At 55.7% G+C, this 23,770-nt stretch carries 15 protein-coding genes; 7 read left to right on the top strand and 8 right to left on the bottom strand.

Translation table 11 applies throughout. The features are described from left to right. Nucleotides 1-107: 107 nt before the first annotated feature. Nucleotides 108-2,807 (bottom strand): aconitate hydratase AcnA, encoded by a 2,700-nt coding sequence (acnA, locus tag PQU98_RS13205; protein WP_272745401.1) that lies wholly within the window; start codon nucleotides 2,805-2,807, stop codon nucleotides 108-110. A gap of 222 nt (nucleotides 2,808-3,029) precedes the next feature. Between acnA and ccmA the strand changes: the two genes are divergently transcribed. From ccmA to PQU98_RS13180, 5 genes are all read left to right on the top strand, one after another. Continuing rightward, nucleotides 3,030-3,680 carry a heme ABC exporter ATP-binding protein CcmA gene (gene ccmA, locus PQU98_RS13200; protein ID WP_272745400.1) on the top strand — a complete coding sequence of 217 codons (651 nt, stop codon included), beginning with the start codon at nucleotides 3,030-3,032 and terminating at the stop codon, nucleotides 3,678-3,680. Beyond that, nucleotides 3,670-4,359 carry a heme exporter protein CcmB gene (gene ccmB, locus PQU98_RS13195; protein WP_272745399.1) on the top strand — a complete coding sequence of 230 codons (690 nt, stop codon included), beginning with the start codon at nucleotides 3,670-3,672 and terminating at the stop codon, nucleotides 4,357-4,359. The genes ccmA and ccmB overlap by 11 nt, the downstream gene beginning before the upstream one ends. 187 nt (nucleotides 4,360-4,546) lie before the next feature. Further along, a complete protein-coding gene (locus tag PQU98_RS13190; RefSeq protein WP_272745398.1) occupies nucleotides 4,547-5,266 on the top strand; it encodes a heme ABC transporter permease in 720 nt (239 codons plus the stop codon). 7 nt (nucleotides 5,267-5,273) lie between these two features. After that, nucleotides 5,274-5,441, top strand: coding sequence for a heme exporter protein CcmD (gene ccmD, locus PQU98_RS13185; protein WP_272745397.1), 168 nt, complete (start codon nucleotides 5,274-5,276; stop codon nucleotides 5,439-5,441). Further along, nucleotides 5,438-5,965 carry a redoxin family protein gene (locus tag PQU98_RS13180; RefSeq protein WP_272745396.1) on the top strand — a complete coding sequence of 176 codons (528 nt, stop codon included), beginning with the start codon at nucleotides 5,438-5,440 and terminating at the stop codon, nucleotides 5,963-5,965. Before ccmD ends, PQU98_RS13180 begins: the two co-directional genes overlap by 4 nt. On the opposite strand, the gene PQU98_RS13175 is transcribed toward PQU98_RS13180, so the two are convergent. The 3 genes from PQU98_RS13175 to PQU98_RS13165 all read right to left on the bottom strand — a co-directional run bounded on the left by PQU98_RS13175 (nucleotide 5,952) and on the right by PQU98_RS13165 (nucleotide 14,506). Next, on the bottom strand, nucleotides 5,952-7,823 hold the full coding sequence (locus PQU98_RS13175) for a glycoside hydrolase family 2 protein (protein WP_272745395.1): 1,872 nt from the start codon (nucleotides 7,821-7,823) through the stop codon (nucleotides 5,952-5,954). The two genes, PQU98_RS13180 and PQU98_RS13175, sit on opposite strands and share 14 nt — an antisense overlap. Beyond that, the gene (locus PQU98_RS13170) at nucleotides 7,820-10,576 is read right to left on the bottom strand and encodes an exo-rhamnogalacturonan lyase family protein (protein WP_272745394.1); all 2,757 of its coding nucleotides are present in this window, start codon (nucleotides 10,574-10,576) and stop codon (nucleotides 7,820-7,822) included. Before PQU98_RS13170 ends, PQU98_RS13175 begins: the two co-directional genes overlap by 4 nt. Before the next feature lie 204 nt (nucleotides 10,577-10,780). Next, the gene (locus tag PQU98_RS13165; protein ID WP_272745393.1) at nucleotides 10,781-14,506 is read right to left on the bottom strand and encodes a TonB-dependent receptor; all 3,726 of its coding nucleotides are present in this window, start codon (nucleotides 14,504-14,506) and stop codon (nucleotides 10,781-10,783) included. A gap of 950 nt (nucleotides 14,507-15,456) precedes the next feature. Between PQU98_RS13165 and PQU98_RS13160 the strand changes: the two genes are divergently transcribed. Beyond that, entirely contained in the window at nucleotides 15,457-17,424 is a 1,968-nt protein-coding gene (locus PQU98_RS13160; protein ID WP_272745392.1) for a rhamnogalacturonan lyase, read from the top strand. A gap of 101 nt (nucleotides 17,425-17,525) precedes the next feature. On the opposite strand, the gene PQU98_RS13155 is transcribed toward PQU98_RS13160, so the two are convergent. The 4 genes from PQU98_RS13155 to rhaI all read right to left on the bottom strand — a co-directional run bounded on the left by PQU98_RS13155 (nucleotide 17,526) and on the right by rhaI (nucleotide 22,090). Next, nucleotides 17,526-18,593, bottom strand: coding sequence for a hypothetical protein (locus tag PQU98_RS13155; protein ID WP_272745391.1), 1,068 nt, complete (start codon nucleotides 18,591-18,593; stop codon nucleotides 17,526-17,528). 16 nt (nucleotides 18,594-18,609) lie between these two features. Next, nucleotides 18,610-19,935: an oligogalacturonate lyase family protein gene (locus PQU98_RS13150; protein WP_272745390.1), complete on the bottom strand. Its 1,326-nt coding sequence runs from the start codon at nucleotides 19,933-19,935 to the stop codon at nucleotides 18,610-18,612. An 82-nt stretch (nucleotides 19,936-20,017) separates the two neighbouring features. Next, nucleotides 20,018-20,773: a DUF1961 family protein gene (locus PQU98_RS13145; RefSeq protein WP_272745389.1), complete on the bottom strand. Its 756-nt coding sequence runs from the start codon at nucleotides 20,771-20,773 to the stop codon at nucleotides 20,018-20,020. 9 nt (nucleotides 20,774-20,782) lie between these two features. After that, nucleotides 20,783-22,090: an L-rhamnose catabolism isomerase gene (gene rhaI / locus PQU98_RS13140; protein WP_272745388.1), complete on the bottom strand. Its 1,308-nt coding sequence runs from the start codon at nucleotides 22,088-22,090 to the stop codon at nucleotides 20,783-20,785. Nucleotides 22,091-22,383: 293 nt separating this feature from the next. Between rhaI and PQU98_RS13135 the strand changes: the two genes are divergently transcribed. Continuing rightward, nucleotides 22,384-23,766 carry an FGGY-family carbohydrate kinase gene (locus PQU98_RS13135; protein ID WP_272745387.1) on the top strand — a complete coding sequence of 461 codons (1,383 nt, stop codon included), beginning with the start codon at nucleotides 22,384-22,386 and terminating at the stop codon, nucleotides 23,764-23,766. Nucleotides 23,767-23,770: the final 4 nt, after the last annotated feature.

Below are 23,770 nucleotides of genomic sequence, written 5' to 3'. Positions count from 1 at the left end.
AAAAACCTTGAATGAATGTCGGGCACGGATCATCCATGCCATATCGCAAATGCGAAAAGTTGAACAGGAAAAACCCCGCGCGGCGCAAACCGGCGGGGCTAAAAGGCTTATTCAGCGGCGTCAACGACACCACGAGCCAGGTTTCTGAGCACAAACGGCATAACCCCACCGTTTTTGTAATACTCAAGCTCGGTCGGGGTATCGATGCGGCAACGGACCGGGAAGCGGGCCATCTTGCCGTCGCTGGGGCGGAACAGTTCAACAATCAGTTCCTGACGTGGCTGGACATTTTCAAGCCCGCGAATGGTGACGATCTCTTCACCGGTCAGGCCGAGCTTGGCCCAGCCATCAACCTTGAACTGCAACGGCAGCACACCCATGCCGACCAGGTTCGAGCGGTGGATGCGTTCAAACGATTCCGAGATCACCGCGCGCACACCCTGAAGCTTCGTGCCTTTGGCGGCCCAATCCCGCGACGAGCCGGTGCCGTATTCCTTACCGGCAAAGATCACCAGCGGACGGCCCTCACCCTTATAGCGCATAGCCGCATCATAGATCGGCATGACATCGCCCGACGGGAAGTGCTTGGTAACGCCGCCTTCGATTTCAGGCGTGATCTTGTTGCGGATGCGGATATTGGCAAAGGTGCCGCGCATCATGACTTCGTGGTGGCCGCGACGGGCACCATACGAATTGAACTCCGACGCTTCGACGCCGTGCTCGGTCAGCCAGATACCGGCAGGCGAGGTTTTCTTGATCGAGCCGGCCGGTGAGATGTGGTCGGTGGTGATCGAGTCGCCAAAGATACCGAGCACGCGGGCCTCAACGATGTCCGTGACCTTTTCCGGGGTCATGGTCATGCCCTCGAAATAGGGCGGGTTAGCGACGTAGGTCGATGAGCCTTCCCAGTCATAGGTCTGACCGCCGGAGACCTTAATGGCCTGCCAGTGCTCATCCCCTAAGAACACGTCCGAATAACGAGCCTTAAACTTATCGAGCGTGACATTGGCGCGTTGAATTTCGGCGATTTCCGCGTTCGATGGCCAGATGTCTTTAAGGTAGACATATCCACCATCTGAACCCGTGCCGATCGGATCAACCGTCAGATCGACATTGAGCGAACCGGCGATCGCATAGGCGACCACCAGCGGCGGGGAGGCCAGATAGTTGGCGCGCACGTCGGGATTGACGCGGCCTTCAAAGTTACGATTACCGGACAGGACGGAGGCGGCCACAAGGTCGCCTTCGGTAATGGCCGCCGATACGGCTTCCGGCAGCGGGCCGGAGTTGCCGATGCAAGTGGTGCAGCCATAGCCGGTCAGGTTGAAGCCCAACGCATCGAGATCGGCGGAAAGGCCCGACGCATCCAGATAATCGGTCACAACCTTGGAACCGGGTGCCAGCGAGGTCTTGACCCAAGGCTTTGAAGTCAGACCCAAGGCGCGCGCCTTGCGCGCCACCAGACCCGCAGCGATCAACACGGACGGATTGGAGGTATTGGTGCAGGACGTGATGGCGGCAATCACGACATCGCCGTGATTAATGCTATAGTCCGTACCGGCAACTGCAACTTCCTTGGAGGCCTCGCCGCCCTTGCCGAATTCACCGGCCAGAGACTTGGCAAATTCTGACGCCGCCTCGGTCAACAGCACGCGGTCCTGCGGACGCTTGGGGCCCGCCAGCGACGGCACGACGGTTGCCAGATCAAGCTCCAGAGTATCTGTGAACACCGGATCATTTTCCGGATCGAGCCACAGGCCTTGCGCCTTGGCATAGGCCTCAACCAGCGCTACGCGCTCAGGCTCACGGTTCGAGGCGGTCAGGTAATCAATGGTCGCCTGAGAGATCGGGAAGAAGCCGCAGGTCGCGCCATATTCCGGGGCCATATTGGCAATCGTCGCCTGATCTTCGAGGGTCAGCGACAGCAGGCCGTTGCCGAAATATTCGACGAATTTACCGACCACGCCTTTTTTGCGCAGCATCTGAGTAATAGTCAGCACCAGATCGGTGGCCGTCGCCCCTTCGGGCAGCTTACCGGTCACCTTAAAACCGATCACTTCGGGGATCAGCATCGGGATCGGCTGGCCCAGCATAGCGGCTTCGGCTTCGATCCCGCCGACGCCCCAGCCCAGTACGCTCAGGCCGTTAATCATGGTGGTGTGCGAGTCGGTGCCGACCACCGTATCGGGATACGCTACCGTCTTGCCCTCGGCCACATTGGTCCACACGGTCTGGGCCAGGTATTCGAGGTTTACCTGATGGCAGATGCCAGTGCCGGGAGGCACCACGCGGAAGTTATTGAACGCGGACGAACCCCAGCGCAGGAAGTTATAGCGCTCGATATTGCGCTCATATTCGCGCTCGACATTCTTTGTGGCGGCATCGGCCGTGCCGAAATAATCGATCATGACCGAGTGATCGATCACCAGATCAACCGGGTTGAGCGGGTTGATCTTGGCCGGATCGGCACCCAGCTTGACCATCGCATCGCGCATGGCGGCCAGGTCAACCACGGCGGGCACGCCGGTGAAATCCTGCATCAGCACGCGGGCCGGACGGAAGGAGATTTCGTGCTCAACCGAACCCTTATTATCGACCCAGTTGGCGATTGCCTGAATGTCGGCCTTGGTGACCGATACGCCGTCTTCGTTGCGCAACAGGTTCTCCAACAGCACCTTAAGCGATGTGGGCAGGCGCGACACATTGCCAAGGCCTTCGGCTTCGGCGGCAGGCAAACTATAATAATCGTAGGATTTATCGCCAACCTCAAGGGTGGCATGCGACTTAAAGCTGTCGTGTGAAGACATTTTAGCTTCCTTTTCAATATGACCGCCCCTACAAACAGCCCCGATGGCCATTTCTTGTCTCTTGATCGCGCGCATGAAAGGGGAACTCACAGGGTTCCACACTTACGCGACGCGATGCCAAAGTCAGGCGGTCAATTGCCCTTCTAAACTTGTTATGGCTTTTCGTCTATTAAGGCCCCAACATATTTTAGGGTTATTTTGAATGATTGGGACGTCGTTTTCATGTCGCTGAGCGTGACACTTGACAAGATCAGCCTGAAAAAAGGCTATAACCTTCTGATTTCAAATCTGAATCTGGAAGTAGGAAGTGGCGACGCCATAAGCCTGACCGGCCAGAACGGCGTCGGTAAAACCACGCTTCTACGGGCCATAGCCGGTTTTTTTTCGCCCCAAACGGGTAAAATATCAGCCTTTGACGACCACGGCCTGATTGATCCCATAAGATTTCGCACAGAGTTTATCCACTATCTCGGCCACCACGATGCGTTAAGCCCCACCCGCACCACAGAGCAGGAGCTTAGGTTTCAGGCGCAATACTTAAACGCAAATGAGAATAATTATCAATTCGCAGTCCAATACTTAAACCTGTCACCTCTGCTGGATCTGGAAACGCGGCTGTTATCCGCCGGTCAGAAACGCCGGGTGTCACTGGCACGGCTACTGATTGCACCGCGCAGACTGTGGCTTCTGGATGAGCCGATGTCACCCCTCGATGCTCACCAGCGGGATTTAGCCGCCCGCCTGATGCAGGATCATCTCAGCGATGGCGGCATCATCATCGCCGCCGTCCATGATCCGCTGCCGTTTGAGACGCGCATCGTCCACCTGACACGGCCTGACCTGAAGGCACAGGAGGCGGCCCTTGTCGACTAAGATCAACGTGGCCCCCCATGCGGCCCTGTCCCTGCTTAAGCGTGACCTTAGCCTGTCCCTGACCCGTGGTGGCGGGCCGTTACTGGCGGTCGGATTTTATCTGACCCTGATGGCCATGATCCCGTTAAGCCTGGGCTCCGACAGCACCACCTTGTCGCGGGTCGCGCCCGGCCTGACCTGGCTCAGTCTGGCATTGGCCTCGCTATTGTCGCTGGAGCGGCTGTTTGAGCGCGACTACGAGGATGGCCTGTTTGATATATTGCGCCTTGGGCCTCTGCCTATGGAAGTCATCGCCCTGCTGAAATGTCTGGCGCAGTGGCTGGGGACGGGACTGATGCTGGCGGTGCTCACACCTTTTGTCATGATCATTCTGGGCGCGCCTGTGGATGCGGCGTTTATCAGCCTGATCGGCGCCATCCTTGGCAGTTTAAGCTTTGCCATCATCGGCGGTATTGGCGCGTCTTTGAGCCTCGGCACCCGCAAGGGCGGTGTTCTGATCGCCCTTTTGGTGCTGCCGTTCTATGTGCCGCCGGTCATTTTCGGGGCCGGGCTGATGCAGGCCTATCTTACCGGCGCCCCCATTACCCAAGCCCTGAGCCTGCTCTGCGCCTACGCCCTGTTTGCGCTGGCTCTAGGGCCGATTGCGATGGGCGCTGCGCTCAAAAGTGCACTGTCTTAGAACTCTCCCTGATGCAGGGGGAGCTGAAATTAAGTCAGTTATGATTTAATTTCAGAGGGGGTGATTTTCACAAGTAAGATTTACCCCCTCTGCATTTTAATGCGAGCACTAAAATGCAGCTCCCCCTCCAAGAAGGAGAGTCCTTAAGAGACTTGTCCGAACGCCGCAAAAGCCCTATGTCGAAACCATGATCACCTGGCTGGCTAACCCTGAGCGATTTACGCGCGTCTTTGCCCCAATCCGCCCCTATATTGGCGGGCTGGCGGCGGTGCTGTTTGCGTGGGGCCTCTATCTCTGCTTTGCCTCACCCGAAGATTATCAGCAGGGCGATACCGTGCGCATCATGTACCTGCATGTGCCTGCGGCGTGGATGGCGATGATGGTCTATCTGATCATGGGGATCGCCTCATTTTTCGGCCTGATTTTCCGTCATGCTTTGGCCGATGCCGCCGCCAAAGCCGCTGCCCCCATCGGTGCGGTCTTCACCGCTCTGGCCCTGATCACCGGCTCTCTGTGGGGTAAGCCGATGTGGGGGACATGGTGGGAATGGGACGGCCGCATGACGTCGGTTTTAGTGCTATTTCTGTTTTATATCGGGTATATTGCGCTTCATGCCTCCATTGACGATGAAGTGCGCGCCGCCAAATCCACGGCCATTCTGGCGTTGGTAGGATTAGTCAATTTGCCGGTTATCAAGTTTTCCGTCGACTGGTGGAACACCCTGCATCAGGGTGCCTCGGTTGTACGCATGGATGGCCCGACCATTGCGCCGGAAATGTTATGGCCCCTGCTGGTCATGACCGCGGCCTTTCATGCCCTGTTCGTCTGGCTGTGGCTGGTGCGCATAGATGCTGAGATCATCACCCGCCGCTACCGCACCCTGCGGGCGCGCTTAAGTTTCCAGTGAGGGTGTGATGGACTTAGACATGGGCAAGTACGGGTTTTACGTCTGGGGTTGCTATGGGGCGACCTTTGTGGCTCTGAGCGCGCTGGTGATCGCCTCCGTGCGCGCCCGAAGCTTGCAAAAGACAAAACTCGACGCGCTTCAGGATGCCCTGAAAGACGTTAAATCCGACATATGAAACGGCTGTTCGCTTTCATTCCGCTGATCGTGCTGGCCGCTCTGGTGGGCGTATTCGGCTATTTCAATTTCCACAAAAAAACCGAATATCAGCCGCGTGAGCTGGTAGGACAGCCGGTGCCCGTACGCGCCCTGCCCGACCTGAAAACCGCTGAGCTGCGCGATTTGAAAACCATAGCCGCGACTTACGATAAACCGGTCGTGGTCAATATCTTTGCGTCCTGGTGTACGCCATGTCTGGCCGAACACCCGTTTCTGCTCGATATGAAATCCAAAGGCGCGGTTATCATCGGCATTGCCTACAAAGACACACCGGTCAATAGTCTGAACTACCTCGTCAAACACCGCGACCCTTACGCCGTCGTCATCAGCGATGAACCCGGCGATATGGGTCTTGATCTGGGTATCTCCGGCGTACCGGAAACCTATCTGGTGCGCCCCAATGGGGTGATTATTGATAAAATCACCGGCCCGCTGGATCAGCAACAGGCCGATGAGTTGATGGCAAAAATTAATTCATTTTAGACTTATAGAAATCGGACAGGACATTGAACGCCAGCTTGCGCTCACCGGTTTCCGAAATCACACCCTTGCGGTTCCAGCCCTGCTGATAGATCGGGTGCTGACGGCGCGGAGCCTGAAAGTCCTTCAAAATCCACGGCGATAAGCCGCGCAGATACGGAATCTTATCGGCCATCGCCAGCGTGTTGCGATAATAATCGGCCTGATACTCTTCCGAATATTTGCGCTTTAGCTGCGGATCGTGGAAACCGGCTTTGGAATCGGCCCCGAACTCGGACAGGATGAGCGGTCTTTTGACATCGGCACGCCATACCGTCGCCGGCAGGGCTTCCAGCTTATCATCGCCGTACCAGCCATTATAGGTATTGACCGACATGATATCGAGTGCAGGTATCAACGGATCATCGATGTGCATATCGATATGGCCATCGACGATTTTGCGCTCAACCAGCAGGGCCGCACTGACCAGACGGGTTTCATCCAGATCGCGTGCCGTTTGCGCCAGTGTGCGCAAAAACTGATTGCGCACCTCGGTCTGCGGCGTCTCATTGGCGATCGACCAGATGATAACCGACGCGCGGTTACGGTCGCGCAGGATGTTTTCGGTCAGCATGGTTTGCGCGATTTTCAGCGTATCGGGATTGCCGAAATTGACCGCCCAATAGACCGGAATTTCGCTCCACACCAGAAGGCCCATCTCATCGCACAAGCGCACAGTCACTTCCGAGTGCGGATAGTGCGACAGACGGACATAGTTGCCGTTCAGTCCCGTCTTGATCTCGGTCAGAAGCTTACGGGCGGCGTCTTCGGTAATCACACGCGCAGGGTTGGTGCCGATCTCTTCCTCATGGTGCGAAATCCCGCGCAGGAAGATCGGCTTACCATTGAGAAGAATATCCTCGCCCTTGACTTCGACCGTCCTGAAACCGATCCGGTCGGTGAACACATCACCGGCGGCCTCAATCCGCACCTCATGCAGGGTGGGGGTTTCCGGCGTCCACAGCTTAAGCGATTTCGGCGCCTTGACGCTGAGTTCAGCCTTGCCATTGGCATCCGTTGTGGCCGCAAGCGCCTTTTGGCCCTTAATGGTCAGCACCACCTTCTGCCCCGCCGCCGAGGCCCCGTTAAGCGCTACCGACGCGCGGATAATCCCGTCCCGCCCCAACCGCACAAAGGCGTCATCAATATAGGTCAGAGGCGTGGTAAGAAAGCGGATCGGGCGGGTCACGCCACCGTATATATCCCAGTCGGTAATCACCGGCGGCACGGCATTGGCGTCATGCTCAGAATCAACGCCCAGGGTCACCCGGTTTTCGCCATCGCGCAGTACATCCGTGACCTCAAAGGCAAACGGGGTAAACCCGCCGACATGGACGCCCAGTTTCTTACCATTCAGATAAACATGGGTGGTGTAGTTGGATGCCTCGAAATAAAGAAACGCCCGCCGACCCGCTTCGGGTTTGGCCTCCAGAACGCGCTGATACCACATCAGCCCGTCATAATAACGCCACTCCGGCTTTTGCGCGTTCCACGAACCCGGCAGGGTCACCGTGCCTGAGCGGCGCATATCCTGCTCAAAGAAGGTGCCGGGGTTTTTGACCTCGGCCTCCTGCACATTGACATCGGCATAGCGCCAGTGCCGCGGCTTTGACGGATCACCAACCGCATCGACAAGGCCTGCTCGGTACGGATCAATCGACACATGCCATTCACCGGACAGATCGATTTTTGTGCGCGCCGAGGCATTGGCCATCACGATAGCGGGTTTAGCTATGGTTTGAGCGCGCGCCGCAACCGCCGGCAGAAACGCCGCAGCAGCCACACTCGTAGCCACGCCCTTCATCAGATCACGCCGGTTCATTGCACAACACCGGCGATCTTGGCGGCTTCATCAAGGCTGTCGCCGATCAGAGCCATGTTCTGGATCGCGGCCAGTCCCCACTGCGCGGTGCCATTGGTCGACAGGCTGTTATCCTCATCCAGTGGCCGCAGGGTTTTTACCCCGTCGATGCGGGTGGTGCGGCGGCCTAAGCCGCCATCGGATTCCCGCCCCTCATTGCCAAAGAACTCGCTCCACGCCCGCAGACCCAAGGCCCGATCCTTTTCATGGAAGGCCGCATAGGCCGTCAGGCGCGAATGGGAATCGCGCAGGTTACGCCCGCGCGGCACAGTACCGAGCAAGGCCTGAAGCTCATTATTCGGCGCATTATAATAGCGGCAATATTCCAGCCAGGCCTTACGGTACAGTGGCTCATCGATCAGCGACAGCAGTTCGGAACTCATCTCAACCACCCCGAATACACCGTTGAGGTGCGAAATGGCGATATAGTCACCTTCGCCCAGGAATTTACCGGTCTTGAGATCATAGGGCGCCGACGAGGCAAACCAGCGGCGCTTGAGGCCGCCAATCGTGACCATGCCGTTGATGATCCGGTCACGCCATTTGGTATCACCCGTACGCTCCCACTCGGTCAGCCAAGCCGAAATGAACGATCCCCAAGACGTGCCGAACGACGAATTGACGATGCCATCGGGGGTTTCACGCTCCGGCGACGGCGGTAGTTTACGCGAAATATCGACATTCTTGAGCGAGAAATCAGACTCGTTGAGGTCGCGCATCAGATCACCGACCCGCTCATCGGCGGTCAGGTAATAATAGATGCGGCGGTAGGCGGCATTGGAGACGCGCGGCTGCTTGGACGAATCCGACCACGGCTGCACACCATGACGGGTGCCAAAGCCCTTGAAGCGCCCCAGATGATAGACATCGACCTCGCCGGTCTGGCGCGTCATGGCCTCACCGAACTTGAACACATCAGCCCGACCGGTTCTTAGATACGTGTACCAGATCCACAGATCGGTCGAGAGTTCCGAGTTGTCCCACGCATAGCCGCCGATATCATAACGCCACATGTGCCGGTCGGCATCATAGGTGTGCATGACATCGCCGTAAGTCCAGAACCCGTACCAGCGGTGGGCTTCGACCTGCTGCATATAATACTCGATCTGATAGGTCAGACGGTCTTCGAGGATTTTGCGGGCCGGCGTCGTGGCGTTGACCACATCCCAGTCACCAAACACCCCGGCGGCATGAATGCGCTCCGGCGACGCCATCAGGCGCGGCGGATTGGCGACACGTTCGGCCATGCCGGAAAAGACTTCGTGGCTGGGTGTGGTGTTCAGCACCCACAGATTAAGCTCAGAGGTACGCGCCACACCCGTGGCCGTATCCCAGCCTTTTTCGTAATCCTCATAGGTGATGTTCAGCCCTTCGATCTCTTCCGGGTGGGTATCCATCTCACCGGCCGAGCGATAGGGGCGCACGTCCATGGCCGGGGCGTCCGGCGACCACAGCCAGGCCGTAATGTCCGCCAGATCGGTGTGCGCGTTGCGGATATCGATGGCGGTCGGTGATCTTTGCCAGAAATCCTTGAAGCCCAGCGCCACGCCGCCCGCAGCCCCACCGACATAACCCAGCCCCTTGGTGCGCGTCCCGGCGTTGGAATCGATCCAGGCGTGACCTTTTTCGGTGCGTTTTTTCACCGTAAAGCCATCGGGCGTCAGTTGCGACAGCGAAAAATCACCCCATTCCGGTATCCATTTCAAGCCGTCCTGAACGGCCTTAGCCATACCCGCGATCGGTGGGATCGCCTTACCGGCCACCTGCGCATCACGGAATGCCTTACCCGGATCACGGCGCAGGCCGGTCAGCGGCTTCACGGCTTCGCCCCATACACCGACACCTTCGCCCGACAGGCGGATGTGTCGGTTATAGGTCTCATCGGACATAGCAACCTTGGCCGTCACCCCCAGCCCGCGGATAAAGTCCTTGAACGGGTCGCCGTCAAAGATGAAGCTATGGACGATACGCACACTTTCCGTACCCGCATAGAAATAGAGGCGCACGGAGAACGGCAGCCAGTCGCGGCCATTACCCGAATGCGTCCCCTCAACCTTAAGCACCGCCCGCACCGGCCCGGTCTGTTCAACCGTGACCTTGGTGACTTTTGAGGTGAACTGAGATTGGGTGACGCTGCCGGTGACCTCCAGATCAGCCTGATCCTGCGAACGCGCCACCAGTTTCAGGTCACGCAGGGTCGTGCGCCCGCCCTTGGTGGCCGAGGCAATCAGGGCCTCACCCGATGTCGGCACCTGCCAGCTTAAGTCGCCGGATTTGACCGTGATCATGGCTGCGGCCTGGGTCACCCGCACGGCATTGGCCGGCACGGCGGGCTTGCCCATAACGACAGAGGCCCCCGTCAGGCCCTCAGCACCTGCGACCGCATGGGCCGACCATTTCAGCGATCCATCCGGCCAGTAGGCCAGCGGCCATGACTGCGACGCCACTTCGCGCCCATCAACTCCGGTAAGTTTCAGCGCCTGAGTGGCCTTGACCGTACCACGCGGCCACGGCACCCCAAGGGTCGCACCGTCAAACTGCAACGGCGTAACCTTATCCAGCCATGACAGTTGCGTGGCAGACACCGGCTTGCCTTTGCCAGCCACCTGCCCCGTGGCGGCCTGCGCAACGCCACTACCGGCCGCAAACGCTACAGCACCCAAGGCGGCCGCCGACTGCAACATGTGGCGACGTGAGATTATATGAGACAACATCTGCCCTACCCTTGTTTCCGTGATCTACGGCTTATACGCAGCATTGGCGCTTATCCGGCGCAAGAATTGGTCATACCAATGGCCGATCTTGATTAAACCAGACGCCATTACGCAACTTATGTCAACATCAATCAACAAAAAACCGCCGCCTGATTACTCAGGCGGCGGCAGTACGGGTTACGATGTACGCTTACTCAACTCGAACTATTCCATTCTGTACGTCAGACCGACCATAAAGCGGCGACCGCCATATGTAGTAGACCAGGCGTATTCAGAGTTTGCAAAACCGCGAGACCCTTCGCTTACACTGGCCTCACGAAGAAGGTTACGGCCTTCCCAGTAAAGCTCAATGTTTGGACGAAGCTTATGCGTGACCTTGGCGTCGAGATAACCGTATTCCCGAGTATAGTAAGGCTCTCCGGGGTTATAGGGCAGACGGACAAAGTTCAGCGGGTTCTGGTTAGGGAAGGCATAAGCATTGTCAGCATTATTACCACAAGCCGAGACGCAGCTTAGTACTTGCGACCGTGCCTGATAGGCGATGCGGGCATTTGTCTTGCCATCATCATACCATACAACCAGGTTTGCAAAGTAATCAGGACGGCCCGGAATACCTACGTTTTCTCCCGTAATTGGATCGATGTAGCCCGCGGCTCCTGCAGACTTATTGGTGGAAATGTTGAAATCAACACCCGTATGGCGAAGTTTCCAAGGCAAGAACGTCAGAGCCGTTTTGGAGGTGAACTCCCAACCTGACTGAGTATATCCAGGGCCGTTGATGTAGGTGTTATAAGTAAACAGGAAGTCCGATAACGGACGCCCGGTCACAGGGTCAACTTCATCAGTCCCGGAAAACACGGGCTGATCGGTAACTCTGAGAAGAATCGGCCCGCCAATCTTTACTTTTTGGCGGTAATAAGACAGGCCGAGGAAGGTATCTCTGTTAACATACCACTCCAGAGAGGTATTGTTTTTAGTTGCCGTGTAAGGCTTCAGGTCTGGATTGCCAAAAGTTGTGCAGTTCATGTCAAGATCAGGATCTCCGGCATCAATGAGATCTTCGATACGTTCATCAACAGTACAGGTGCCACCTGGAAATAGGCGCGCAATCGGCGGACGCGCAACAGTTTTAGACCACGCATAGCGCATCACAACCCTATCGGGAACAAGCCATAGATTGGCATTATAGCTTGGCAACCAATCCGTGTACTCACGCTCAATAGCAACAGGTTTATTTATATTGGTGGTCGTAACGCGGCTAAAGCCGTCCGTCAGATTCCAGTCATTTGCCGGGTTGTTGTCATCCGTAAAATTCTTACGAGTTGAGGCAAGTACCACCGAGCCAGAAGCCGCCACTTTCGACTGCACCATACGCACACCGAAATTACCATCGAACAGCATATCAAAAGGTAATTCTTGCTCGAAATCGAACATGTAATAAGCGGCGGTGATCTCTTCGTTGGAAATACCGACCGGTTGAGCATACTCTTTTCCGTCGCTACCCGTGCAAACTTTCAGGCAGTCAAAGTTATAGTTAACAGTACCCGCTATTTGTTCGAATGCCTTATCAACATCAATTGTATTCCAGAGGTTAAGACCGCTAACGCCTTCATAATCAGGCATGAACGCACCGTCATTGTATTCAATGCTGTTCTCATACATTGCGACCATTTGGGCCACGGTCATGGTTTGCGTCCCATGACGGAAAGTGGTGCCCGTGGTTACATTAGGTACGTATCCGTACACGCACGCATTCGCCGCTGTGGTCGTTGCCTGATTTTCACAAGCCCTTAAGACACCACGAAGGTTATTGGTCGGCACAAACACGCCCGCTGATGGCGAGAAACCGCCCCCACCCCAGGAATCGTTAAGGATTTTGCGATAACTGCCCCCCGCCTTAAAGCGCTTGAGTACTGGGAAATCCGGCATGCGATAGGTTACATCAAACTTAGCCGCATCTTCGGAGCTTTCGACCAGTCGTGGTGAATAATCGAAACCAACCGTATTCGTATAACGGGCAGCCGCATCGCGGGCAGCCTGCGTGGTGCCTACAGGCGCGTTCAGAACGACAGAATTGACCATATTGTCGGGATTGAAGCCGTCGGGGAACTCAAACGTCCATAACCCGCTCGGCAGGACTTTCATAGTTCCCGTGCCATAGGCAGCACTTCGACGAAAACGCTTATCATATCGCGTGTAGCTGGATTCACTGCGGCTGGCCTGAAATTCGACGTACAGGTTATTCTTGCGATACTCACCACCGACGAGCAGATAATCATTATCCCAGATCTGGTCATTCCGGATATTATCGTAGTTCACCGAAGCATTCGTAATATCAAACTCTGTCAGGTAGTGATTTTCATCAACCACAACACTACCCGGCACAACGTTTACACCGATACCATAGTTCTGGAAAGCATGGCCAACATTAGAGCCACCCAGAGTACTGTCCAGCGTAATTGAACCCGTTGGCGAGCCGGCATTATATATATAATAACCACTGTTGGGGACGGCAGAAATAGTATTAACGCTGCCATATGGGATATTTGTATTCGTTACCAGAGAAGGCGTTACGAAGCGAGTATCTGTTGTCGTTCGGCCAATTTCCCCGCGCGTGCGGTTGCGGCGAATATCTTCCTGGGTGCGGTCTGCAACTGCGTACTTTAAGTAAACAGAAAGATTATCGGTAACCTTATAGTCGAAACGAACATCCCAGGCCATACGGTCTTCGTATTGGGTAAGGTTAGTGTCACGAACAAGACTCGGCGAATAATCGTTCCACTGGTTTAAGCAGGTGACTTGCTCACTAACACGTTGCGCTTGCGCAGCGGCACGGTTGGCATTGTTTGAGCCCGGAGTAATAGTATTTAGTTCCGCAGTTGTATAGAGCGGAAACGCAGCCATACAATCTGCCTTGGAGTTGGCATTGGCCGAGCGCGTAACGATTTCGACCGGAGTCAGAGCATTAAATGTGCCGGAACCTGAAGCCAGCGCCCATGTTGCCGCCGGATCGTTAGCCCCAACACCCGTGACTAAAGACGGATTGAACTCAAACGTCTTTTCAGCAGAATTATCGAAATCAAAGAAACGGTTATAACCGGCCGCATTATTAGCGCCCGCCGCATTCAATTGATGGCTGTCATTCAGACGGCGCGTAGATGTCATATTGAATATAACACCCAGTCGATTATCTAAGAACTTGCGTGAAGCCAGAATATTGATGTCAGGCGACCAACGCTCGCTGAGCGAGTTACGGTCAGCAGCAACACGCATTAAGAAATAAGGCTTCTTAAAGTCAAGGCCTGACCGCGTTTTGATCTGAACCGAACCGCCAAGCCCGCCTTCTGTCATGTCCGCAGTATTACCTTTGACCACATCGACGCTTTTGATCAAATCGGCAGGCAGTTCGCGCAGATCGGACGCCCGTCCTGATGTTCCACCGACCGCAAGGTCAAAGCCTGACGACGCCACGGACATGCCGTCCATTTCGACCCGTGTAAGATCGGCCCCGTTACCCCGCAAGGTAAGCCCTTCACCTTCACCCGTTTCGCCGCGTGTAATGCCCATACCAGCAACGCGTGAAATAGCTTCGTTAAGATTGCGATCCGGGAACGAGCCAACATCATCGGCTACGATCGAATCTGTAGCCGTCCTTGCACGCTTCTTTCGGTCGATCGCCGATTGCTGAGCAGCGCGGGTACCGACGACGACCACTTCCTGGACGTCTTCTTCGGCGGCGGCGGCGACCGGAGCGCCAGCCTGGCTGGACGATACAATCGCGTCCTGAGCCACAGCCACGCCCGACAGCGCCATCATGGAAACAAGGGTCATGGCCGTGCCTTGCTGCAAGGCCTTGGCGAATGACCGGTTACGGTTAGTAAACATCAAAATAGTCCTCCTGGTGCTGGCTTTTTCAAAGCCCGGCGCCATGTGTAGGCACCTGCCCCGCGGGTTGAAGGAGAACGTAATCCGTACAGGTCTGAATTCCCCGCCTGCACATTCATTACAATGACCGGAAACAATGGCTCCGACGCATCGAGGCCCTGAACGCATCGTGACGAGACTTAGTCGCCCGATTGCATTCGCAAGCCCTTCCGCGAACGGATGGTTTCCGGTGTCATCTCCCTTTTGTTCGGACCGTTAGTCGGCCTCGCTTTATCAACCCGATGGGATGCCACAACCTTTGTTGATTGAATATGGCAAGTCAAGATACATTTTGATCATTTCCGCCATATTGTCTGTCAAATTGGTCAGATAAGTTGATCTGCGTTACAAAAAGAACACAATTTTTCAATCTTGCTGCCACATTTCGATACAGTTTTATCGCTGGGGAATGCCATACCAGAATATACGGCCTCACAGCGCCACTTAAATATTCATAAATAACAATCAGTTATTCAAATATCGACTAAGCCAAATGCGGTATTTATATGCCTTTATGCTTATTTATGCTCTTCCTGTGAGAAATTAAAGTGAAGATTACCGATGATTAATCTTGCTCATTTTCGATTATTATATTACTATTTCAACACAGCATAACTCTTGCAATTCATTTCAAGCGTTTTGCCGGCCTCATCTCACTGATTTCATAGGCATATTTTTCTTGCCTTAGTCATCGAGATAACCTTCCCGAAGTGGCTTTTGGCGCGTCCGAAAGCTACCACTGACAGCGGTGACAGCCAGTCCCTTGGCTCTCACCGTTTTTTTTGCTTATTCATGCACTTGATAAATATCGCGCACAATCGATCAAAATGAACTTGTGAACTGCGTCGCAAGCGCGTAGCCTGTCTGACAAAATAAAAGGCACCACGGATATACTCGACCCGTCAGGGCCAGCCTTTAACACCGGGGAAACCACAGAATTTAAGGATAGATATCAGATGTTTGATCTGAAACGTCATCTTAAGCACAGCGGCGCCATCTTACCAATATTAGGAGCGCTAACCCTTAGCTTTACATCTGCCCATGCTCAAACCTCACCGCGTCAGATGGAAAGACTTGATCGCGGCGTCGTAGCGGTCAGCGCCCAGGATGGTATTTTCGTAAGTTGGCGCCAACTCGGTGATGATGCTAAGGGCACTACTTATGCGCTCTACCGCGATGGCCAGAAAATCACACCTAAGGCGCTAAAATCCACCAACTTCGTCGATAAAAAAGGAACACCGGCTTCGGTCTACAAAGTGGCGGCCGTTGTTAAAGGCAAAGAAATAGCTACCAGCCCTGAAGCCAAGGTCTGGAGCGCAGGCTATCTCAATATTCCGCTAAACAAGCCCGCTGACGGCACAACGCCGGATGGTCAGGCCTACAGCTACACCGCCAATGATGCTTCGGTCGGTGATTTGGACGGCGATGGCCGCTATGAGATCATCCTTAAGTGGGATCCGACCAACGCCAAGGATAACGCCCACAGCGGTTATACCGGCAATGTGCTGATTGATGCCTACACACTTGAGGGCAAACAACTCTGGCGTATAGATCTGGGGCACAATATCCGCGCCGGCGCTCATTATACTCAGTTTCAGGTCGCGGACTATGATGGTGACGGCAAGGCCGAACTGATTGTCAAAACGGCTGACGGCAGCAAAGACGCGCAAGGCAAAGTCATCGGCGATGCCAATGCCAACTGGGTGGAATCCGGCGGCGAACTGGCGCAAAATGACCGCACGGGATCGGTGGTCGCACCTGACGGCAGACTGATGGCCCAGCTTAAGGGGCGCATCCTCAAGGGCCCGGAATATTTGAGCGTTTTTGAGGGCTCGACCGGTCGCGTGCTCGACACGGTTGATTTCGCCAATACCCGCGGCAGCAAGGGCTTTGAGGCGACCGGCGATGAAATGAAAGAGCGCTGGGGTGATGCCTATGCCAACCGATCGGATCGCTATCTGGCAGGGACAGCCTGGCTCGACGGCGTTCACCCATCGGCCATCATGGCGCGCGGCTATTATGCCCGCACGACGGTGTCAGCCTACGATTTCAAAAATGGCAAACTGTCCTTGCGCTGGTATTTCGATTCCAAGGCTGATGGCGTACCGGACGGATATTCAAGTCAGGGCAATCACCAATTGTCGGTCGCCGATGTAAACTCAGACGGTAAGGACGAAATCATTTATGGGTCTATGGCCCTGAGTTCCGACGGCAAGCCGCTCTGGACCGCCAGGCTGGGGCATGGTGACGCCATGCACGTCTCCGATCTTGACCCAACCCGTCCGGGCCTTGAGAAATTTGGCGTCCATGAAAGCATGCGCGACTCAGGCAACCGCGGCTCGGCCATGCTGGATGCCAGAACTGGCGAAATGTTGTGGTCGACGCCGGCGGATAAGGATACCGGACGCGGCGTCTCAGCCGACATCGACCCGCGCCATCTGGGAACAGAATCATGGGCCTCCAATTCCTCCAATCTCTATAACGCTAAGGGCGAAATCATCTCGGACAAACGCCCACGCTCCATGAATTTTGCGATCTGGTGGGACGGCGATCTGACGCGCGAACTGCTGGATAGCAATAAGATCTTCAAGTGGGACTGGAAGACCAACGACTCGCCCGTCATTTTTGAAATGGCAGATACGACGTCGAATAACGGCACCAAGTCCAACCCGGCGCTTCAGGCCGACATTCTGGGTGACTGGCGCGAAGAGGTCATTATGCGGACGACCGACAACACGGCTCTGCGCATCTATTCGACCAATATCCCGACGACATACCGGTTCACCACGCTTATGCACGATCCGGTTTATCGCGCCGGTATCGCCTGGCAGAACACCGCCTATAATCAGCCGCCACATGTCAGCTATTATCTGGGTGAAGGCATGAAAACCCCGCCCAAAGCCAATATCAAGGTCGGCAAGTAAGACAGACACACCATTCTCTTTAAACACCCTGAGCGCCACATGGCCTCAGGGTGTGTTTTTATGCGTAACACTGCCGCCATATTGCCGGACGCAGGCTGCGTCTATTTCACGACCAGAAGCGGATAACCATAAGCCTTATGATCCTTGGTTTGCACATAGGGCTGCACCCGCACGATATCCGCATCACCAAAGCTTGCGCCAACACCGCCCAAAATCTCACGCGGCGGCAGTTTGCGCTCACGCACCAGCTTGCCGTTACGGAATTCATAGGCATGGCTGGCGGTCAGGGCCGTTAACACGCCGTTTTTCGCGTAAACCCCAAGAAACGGCACATGACCAACGGGATATTGCGCATCCGGCTTTATGGGCGGAGCCGGCTGATAGTCTTTTTGCAGCACAACACGGTACTCAGTGCCGCAAACCTCAATCAGCGCACCACGCATTGTCGACAAATGCGCCAATCCCGTGGTCACCGCCACACAGTCCGGCTTCCACGGAATGTGTACAATACCAGTTACCGGCTCACATTCCGGGTAGAGCACATCACCGCACTGGCCGTTTTCAGAGCCTATCGTCACAATCTCGGACGTGCGCCGGTCAATGCGGTGTAGGCCGCCGCCCCATTCACCGGCATCCATACCCACATAGACATAGCCGCCGTTAGCCAGCACATGAGCCTCATGTGAAAAGCGCAAGGGCTGTTTAAGCTTAGTAAGACGCACCGTCTTTTCGCGCACATCAATCACATGACTGGAGGTGACAATAGTGATGCGGCCACGGTCGCAGATCATGCCCCTAACATGCTGACCATCATCGTTGAACGCCGCCATAACCCGCCACTGATTGCCCTCAAGGCGACGCAGGGTGCGCGGATATTGCCCGCGCGATTCCGCCGTCAGCGCCACAAGATCACTCTCGTCACGGCACAGACTGATCACCCGCTCATCGGCGACATTGACCTGAACCCTTTCGTCGCGGTCAGGTTCGATATAGCTCAGACGCCCGGCGGCTGACCGCAGCCACACCCGTCCGTCAGCCCAGACCGCTTGGTCAATGGTGCCATCATTGCCCTTATAGGTGTCCTCAGCCGCCTGAACCACACCACCGGACGCGACGGCCCCAAACGCGGCAGTCATGACCATGACCGCCGCTGCCATTAAACTACGCATCCCCCCTCCTTATGCTTTAAGCGCTTTTGGTCACTTCTACCGCATAGGTATGAATCGGGCCGTGCATGCTGGAACGGAACAACAGCCACTTGCCATCGGGCGTGAATTGCAGGTTCGGCTCGACGCGATAATCGTGCTTGGCCATGTTGAGGATTTTGGTCGATTTCAGCTTACCCGGCCGCACCAGCTCAGCCGCGTTGGGCGCAGACACACCTAAATCCTCGATGATCTCCGGTTCAAACAGATAAATCCATTTACCGTCCTTAGCCTTGGCGACCATTTCCTCATCGCCGCCGTCACCGGCAAACAGCTTGCCATCCCGCGATATCTGGAAGTGTACCGACCATTCGTTGCGCTCCATATGATACCAGATGCGCTTTCCGGTCTTGAGATTGTAAGAGGCCAGCCAGAAATCCTCACCGCGCGGGGTTTGCAGGTCATAGAGGATCTGCTCACCATCGAAGGAGAAGAACTCATGGCCGGCGATTTCCATATTCATGGTGCGCTTGTGGATATCGCGCTTATCTGAGCCATTAGTGCGGATGGTCCAGATGCGGTCAACCATGTGCCACGGCCCTTCGTGGCAATACATGATTTGTTGCGGATCAGTCGGCGAGAACTGAATATGGTTCAGCCAGTCGGTCGAGGCCGTCACAACCTTGCGCTCACCAGTCTTGATGTTGAGCGTAAAGATTTCCATCGGAATATTTTGCGCCAGCCGGTCAGCCATGCGCACTTCCTTAGCGGCGGCAAACGATAGCGGCTTGCCGTCTGGCCCTACGGCATTGTAGCCGCCGTCGGTATTGGCTACTTTCGGCCCCGGTTGCAGTTCATAATGACGCTCGGCCCATACCCCCAAAAGCAGGGTGTCATCGGCATTGACCGACCCGATCCAGCCGCCGACATTTTTGGCGACCAGCGTCACCTTGCCCGTATTGATATCGACGGCAAAATAATCGAGCCCGTCCGCGCCCTTACCATTGCCCTGCACCTTGGCCTGACGGACATAGACTACGGGTAAGTTGCGCGACACCATGATCACTTCAAACAGGTGGGCGTTTTTGACCTTGGTGAGAGGCGAGACCTTCCAGGTGCCGATCTCAGCCTTCATGACGCCGTTCGGGCCGTTAAACACCATCCACTTGCCATCGCCGGTAAAGGCGTTGTCGTGGAAATAGAGGAACTTGGAATTATCCTCGGTCGAGACACGGCGCACGCGGTGGCCGGTGTCAGCATCGACCCATTCGACGGGGATGTCTTTGGTTACTGTTTGCGCCTGAGTGGAAAGAGCAGGCATGGCGGCCACAGCGGCCATGCCGGTCAGAAACGTGCGTTTACGCATGATATATCCCTGTAAACAATTTTGTTGGGACAGTAGCGCGAAATCGGCAGCAATCAATCATAATCACGCAAATTTGCGCACGCTAGGCCAGATTACGCACCGTCAGATCGGCATAGTCGGCAATCAGCGGCGCCATTTGCCGGAACCCGATCGACCCTGAGGACGGGCTGCCGGGGGTGACATCCCAATGCACCACCGGCAGGTCATTTATCAGGAAATCGACGGCCTTAGGAGTCTTACGGATTTTGATAGTGTAAGGCGGGGTGGCATCCTCAACATCCGGCAGAGGATCTGCGCCCTGAGCCAGCATAATAAACCCCGGCGCACGACGCAGATTGGCCAGATGGAAGGCTCGCTCCTCCGGCCATCGACGGCGGAAATAGGAGATCTGCAAGGCGTCGACATCACTTTGGGTATATTGATCATAGATACCGGCGCGTGGTTTCAGCCCCTTATCCAGCACATGGACGCGCTTACCGTTCAGCATACCGCCCGCCGCAAAAAACAGGATACACAGGCCCGGTTCCGCCACCGGCCAGAATTTCCAGCTAATTTCGATATTGTCGAGAAAGACTTCAGGGCACCAGAAGACGAAATTGGAGGCCTGTCCTTCGCCCGGATCGCGCGCGTTTTGCAGAGTCATACGGCCGCGCTCAAAGCTTATTTTCGCCTCGCCCTCAAGCTTAAAGCCCGCCACATCTTCGGGTTTAGCCAAGGGGTTGTGATAGATGATTTCACCGGCCTGCGGCCATTGACTGTCTGAGGCCGAGGCCCCCTGAGTGGCACCGATCAGGCCCATTGCGCTTAAACCGCCTGCCAATTGCCGCCGCGAAATCATAGCTTACTCCTAAACAATACCGCCGCCGGTCGCGCCCTGAGTGACACGAATGGCAGCTTTTTGTGCGCGATAACCTGATGCCCTGTAGACGCCAAGCGGATCGATCGCCGCACCGGTTCTCAGGCGTGCGATTTTCAGAATCGGCCGCACATCGGTGTCATAGGCCTCTTTCAACGTGGCATGAGCCATCAGCGGATCATTGCCATCCTGATGGCCGCGCAAAGCCACACGATCAATCAGCAGCGCCTTGGTGAAGGCTTGCAGGATCGAGTTCACCGACATCATCAGGCTCTCGATCGGATCAGTAATATTGTGCGACTGATCCAGCATGTAGGCCGGATCGAAACATTGCGGATCGCGGCCTTTAGCTTCCACCAACTCATTGAACACCAGAAACAACTGGAACGGATTGACCGACCCGGCATCCAGATCATCGTCACCATATTTGGAATCGTTGAAGTGGAACCCGCCCAGCTTACCAAACTGCGCCAGACGCGCCACGATCATTTCGATATTCACATTGGGCGCATGATGACCCAGATCGACCAGACACTGTGCCTTGGGCCCCAGTTTTTGGGCGCACAAAATTGACGTGCCCCAGTCCTGAATCACCGTCGAATAAAAGGCCGGCTCATAAAGCTTATGCTCCATAAACACCCGCCAGTCATCGGGCAAACCGGCATAGACCACCGCCATGCTATCGAGATAACGCTCCAGCGCGCGGGTAAAATCGCTCTGCCCCGCAAAGTTGGAGCCATCGCCCAGCCAGACCGTCAGGGCCTTGGCGTCTAATTTTTGCCCGATCTCGATACATTCCAGATTATGCTCAATCGCCTGCTGACGGGTGGGAGCATCGGCATGGGTCAGGGAGCCGAACTTATAGGACAAACTCTGCCCTGCCTGATCTTGAAAGGTATTGGAATTGACCGCATCAAACCCTAAGTCCAGCGATGCCGCAAAGCCTTTCAGTTCGTCGTAATCCTTGACCTTGTCCCACGGAAAATGCAGCGACACCCGCGGTGTGGCCTTCGTCAGCTGTTGAATGACGGCGCAATCTTCTAGTTTTTCAAACAGGTTATTGGGTCCGCCGGCAATTGGATAACGCCCAAATCGCGTGCCGCCAGTGCCCATCCCCCAGCTTGGCACCGCGACCTTGAACGCCATGATGTCGGCCAGAATATCTTCGATATCTACACCGCGGCGCGCCAGTTGTTCCCCAAGATGCGCGTAATCGCGCACGGCCTCAGCCTCCAGACGGGCATTACTTGCGTCTATCTGATCCGGGGTAATGACTGGCGTCGCCACCACGTGCCTCATGATCTGGCCTCGTTCTTAAGTCCCGCATCACGAACGGGTACACATTCACACGCGCTTTATGGCGGTAACTGGTCGGTTTGTCAGTCTTTTTTCATGTCTATGGTATTTATATGACATTGGGTGGCTTATTGACACCTCTGCGTCATAAACACGCAGCGTTGATTGCACCGTTTGCGGCAATGTTATAGTCTGGATGGCTTAAGCCGCCACAGAGCGGCAGCAAAGATGGTAATCGGGAAACGACAAGAGGCCACAGGTTGGGAGACATCCGGCAAAAAGACACGGTTTGCGTCGTGTTGGACATCGGCAAAAGCTTTGCCAAGGTCAGCATAATAAACCACGAAGGCCAGATTCTTAATGAGCGCCGGGTGGTAACGCCACGCCTGCATGCGCACCTTTATGCCGCCTATGATGTTGATCGCCTCCATAGCTGGTTTCTGGGCCAGTTGCGTGAACTCTCGATCCGCTATGATATTGACCGCATTATCCCGGTCACTCATGGTGCTACCTGCGCCTTCCTGAGCGAAGACGGTCTGCTGCTGCAACCAATTCAGGACTACGAAGCCGCTATCCCGCAGCTTTACCGCGAAGCCTATAATGCCATCCGGCCGCATTTTTCGCATACTCTGTCGCCCAGCCTGCCCAACGGTTTGAACATGGGCTGCCAGATCTATTGGCACGCGCGCAGAGACCCGAAATTTTTCGAGCGGGTGCGCTGGATCTTAAGCTATCCACAATACTGGACCTGGCGCTTAAGCGGAGCCCTGACTACCGAAGTCACCTCAATGGGGTGCCACACCGACCTGTGGGCACCGCTGCAAAAAACCTATTCGTCCATGGCTATTCGTCAGGGCTGGGTTGAGCGCTTCCCTGAGCTTAAAAACGCCTGGGACGAAGCGGGCTCTCTGCGCCCCGACATTGCCGATGCCACGGGGTTAAGCCGTGATTGCAAGGTGCTGGTCGGATTACACGATACCAATGCCGCTTTGGCGTCGGTCATTGTGCGCCAGCATCGCGACCCGTCCTTCACTCCCCCCGCCATGCTGTCGACCGGAACATGGTTCATTGCGCTAGCCCCTGAAACGCCGGTCGATAACCTTAAGGCCGACCGCGACTGTCTGGCCAAGGTCGATGTGTTCGGCAATCCGGTTGCCTGCTCACGCTTCATGGGCGGACGGGCCTATGACCTGATTACCCACGGCATGACCTCAACCGATGTCGATCCGGCGATCACTCAGGCCGTTATGCGGGACGGCGCTATGGCCCTGCCCAGTTTCGATGATGCCGGCGGGCCGTACCAAGGCCGACGCGGCGAAATTCGCGGCCTTAAGGTCGATACCCCGGCCCACCGCGCCGCTTTAGGTCAGCTCTATCTGGCTATGGTCAGCGATACCTGCCTTAACCTCATTCATGCCGATGGCCCGCTGCTGATCGAAGGCGTAGCGGCCCGCCACCCTCACCTGTGCGCCCTGATCGCCTCGGTCAGAAACACGCCAGTCTATGTCAATGACACCTCAAATGGGGTTACCCTGGGGGCCGGAGCCATCGCCTATTATCATGAGGCGACACCGCCCGCGCCCAATTACCGGCGCATTGACCCGCTGCTGAAAGACGAGGTTGTGCAATACCGCTCGATCTGGTCGCAAGCCCTGCTGGAGACCGGTCAAGCCGCGTGAAACA

Origin of the sequence: Asticcacaulis machinosus, assembly GCF_028550435.1 — a bacterium.
Classification (GTDB): domain Bacteria; phylum Pseudomonadota; class Alphaproteobacteria; order Caulobacterales; family Caulobacteraceae; genus Asticcacaulis; species Asticcacaulis machinosus.
The sequence above is the reverse complement of the archived record's forward strand: the minus strand, read 5'-3'. Positions and strand labels throughout refer to the sequence as shown.

Coding starts and splice junctions, on each gene's coding strand:
- ccmA (WP_272745400.1), top strand. CDS start 3,030: ATGTCGCTGAGCGTGACACTTGACAAGATCAGCCTGAAAAAAGGCTAT.
- PQU98_RS13170 (WP_272745394.1), bottom strand. CDS start 10,576: ATGTTGTCTCATATAATCTCACGTCGCCACATGTTGCAGTCGGCGGCC.
- PQU98_RS13165 (WP_272745393.1), bottom strand. CDS start 14,506: ATGGCGCCGGGCTTTGAAAAAGCCAGCACCAGGAGGACTATTTTGATG.
- PQU98_RS13180 (WP_272745396.1), top strand. CDS start 5,438: ATGAAACGGCTGTTCGCTTTCATTCCGCTGATCGTGCTGGCCGCTCTG.
- PQU98_RS13190 (WP_272745398.1), top strand. CDS start 4,547: ATGATCACCTGGCTGGCTAACCCTGAGCGATTTACGCGCGTCTTTGCC.
- ccmD (WP_272745397.1), top strand. CDS start 5,274: ATGGACTTAGACATGGGCAAGTACGGGTTTTACGTCTGGGGTTGCTAT.
- PQU98_RS13175 (WP_272745395.1), bottom strand. CDS start 7,823: ATGAACCGGCGTGATCTGATGAAGGGCGTGGCTACGAGTGTGGCTGCT.
- PQU98_RS13145 (WP_272745389.1), bottom strand. CDS start 20,773: ATGATTTCGCGGCGGCAATTGGCAGGCGGTTTAAGCGCAATGGGCCTG.
- rhaI (WP_272745388.1), bottom strand. CDS start 22,090: ATGAGGCACGTGGTGGCGACGCCAGTCATTACCCCGGATCAGATAGAC.
- PQU98_RS13150 (WP_272745390.1), bottom strand. CDS start 19,935: ATGCGTAAACGCACGTTTCTGACCGGCATGGCCGCTGTGGCCGCCATG.
- PQU98_RS13155 (WP_272745391.1), bottom strand. CDS start 18,593: ATGCGTAGTTTAATGGCAGCGGCGGTCATGGTCATGACTGCCGCGTTT.
- acnA (WP_272745401.1), bottom strand. CDS start 2,807: ATGTCTTCACACGACAGCTTTAAGTCGCATGCCACCCTTGAGGTTGGC.
- PQU98_RS13160 (WP_272745392.1), top strand. CDS start 15,457: ATGTTTGATCTGAAACGTCATCTTAAGCACAGCGGCGCCATCTTACCA.